At 71.1% G+C, this 1,489-nt stretch carries 1 protein-coding gene; it reads right to left on the bottom strand.

The genetic code is table 11. The features are described from left to right. A partial coding sequence (gene argG, locus FNQ90_RS22870; protein ID WP_182608086.1) for an argininosuccinate synthase occupies positions 1–1,338 on the bottom strand: 1,338 nt, incomplete at its 3' end. Between the last annotated feature and the right edge of the window lie 151 nt (positions 1,339–1,489).

Below are 1,489 nucleotides of genomic sequence, written 5' to 3'. Positions count from 1 at the left end.
GGCCTCCGCCCCACCCGGCGCGGGCTCGCCGATCAGGCCCTTCCACGCCGCGAGCCGGCCGCCGGCGGCGTACTGCTCCAGCTTGGCCCGGGAGTCGGCGATGTCGAGGTTGCGCATGGTCAGCTGGCCGATCCGGTCGTCCGGGAAGAACGCCTGCTCGTGGCTGCGCTCCATGGACAGCTTCTCCGCGTGGTAGCTCAGCTGCGGGCCGGTGGTGTCCAGGATCGTGTAGTCCTGGCCCCGCCGCAGCCGCAGGGTGACGCTGCCGGTGACCGGGTAGCCCACCCAGCGCTGGAGGCTCTCGCGCAACATGAGCGCCTGCGGGTCGAACCAGCGCCCCTCGTACAGCAGCCGCCCGAGCCGGCGCCCCTCCACGTGGTACATCGCGACGGTGTCCTCGTTGTGGATGGCGTTGAGCAGCCGCTCGTAGGCGATGTGCAGCAGCGCCATGCCCGGGGCCTCGTACACCCCGCGGCTCTTGGCCTCGATGACGCGGTTCTCGATCTGGTCGGACATGCCCAGGCCGTGCCGGCCGCCGATCGCGTTGGCCTCCCGGACGAGGTCCACGGCGGAGGGGAACGCCTTGCCGTTGATCCGCACCGGACGGCCGTACTCGAAGTCCACGGTGACGTCCTCGGCCGGGATCTCCACGGCCTCGTCCCAGAAGCGGACGCCCATGATCGGGGAGACGATCTCCAGCGGGGTGTCGAGGTACTCCAGGCGCTTGGCCTCGTGGGTGGCGCCCCAGATGTTGGCGTCGGTGGAGTAGGCCTTCTCGGCGGAGTCCCGGTAGGGCAGGTCCCGCTCGGAGAGCCAAACGGACATCTCCTGTCGGCCGCCGAGCTCGGTCACGAAGTCCCGGTCCAGCCAGGGCTTGTAGATCCGCAGGTCGGGGTTGGCGAGCAGGCCGTAGCGGTAGAACCGCTCGATGTCGTTGCCCTTGTAGGTGGAGCCGTCGCCCCAGATGGAGACCTCGTCCTCGTGCATGGCCCGCACCAGCAGGGTGCCCACCACGGCGCGGCCCAGCGGGGTGGTGTTGAAGTAGGTCTGACCGGCGGACCGGATGTGGAAGGCACCGGCGGTCAGCGCGGCCAGCCCCTCCTCCACCAGTGCCTCGCGGCAGTCGATGAGCCGGGCGCGCTCGGCACCGTAGGCGAGGCCGCGGGCGGGCACGTCGTCCAGGTTCGGCTCGTCGTACTGGCCGACATCGGCCGTGTACGCGTAGGGAACGGCGCCGCCCTCGCGCATCCACGCCACCGCGACGGAGGTGTCCAGGCCACCCGAGAACGCGATGCCGACCCGCTCGCCGACTGGAAGTTTATTCAGAACCTTCGACATGTATGCATCCTAGGGCCACGGGGTGCCGGTCGCCGCCCCGAAAGGGGGCGGCGACCGGCGTGAGGCCCGTCACCGGCCCGGCTGCGGTGTGGGTTCCGGTTCGGGAAGGGGGCCCGGGGTCGGCGGCTGCGGCACCGGGTCGGGCTCACCG

The sequence above is a fragment of the Streptomyces alkaliphilus genome (assembly GCF_014141535.1).
Lineage (GTDB): Bacteria > Actinomycetota > Actinomycetes > Streptomycetales > Streptomycetaceae > Streptomyces > Streptomyces alkaliphilus.
Note: the sequence above shows the minus strand (reverse complement) of the source record. Positions and strands in the feature narration are given on the sequence as shown.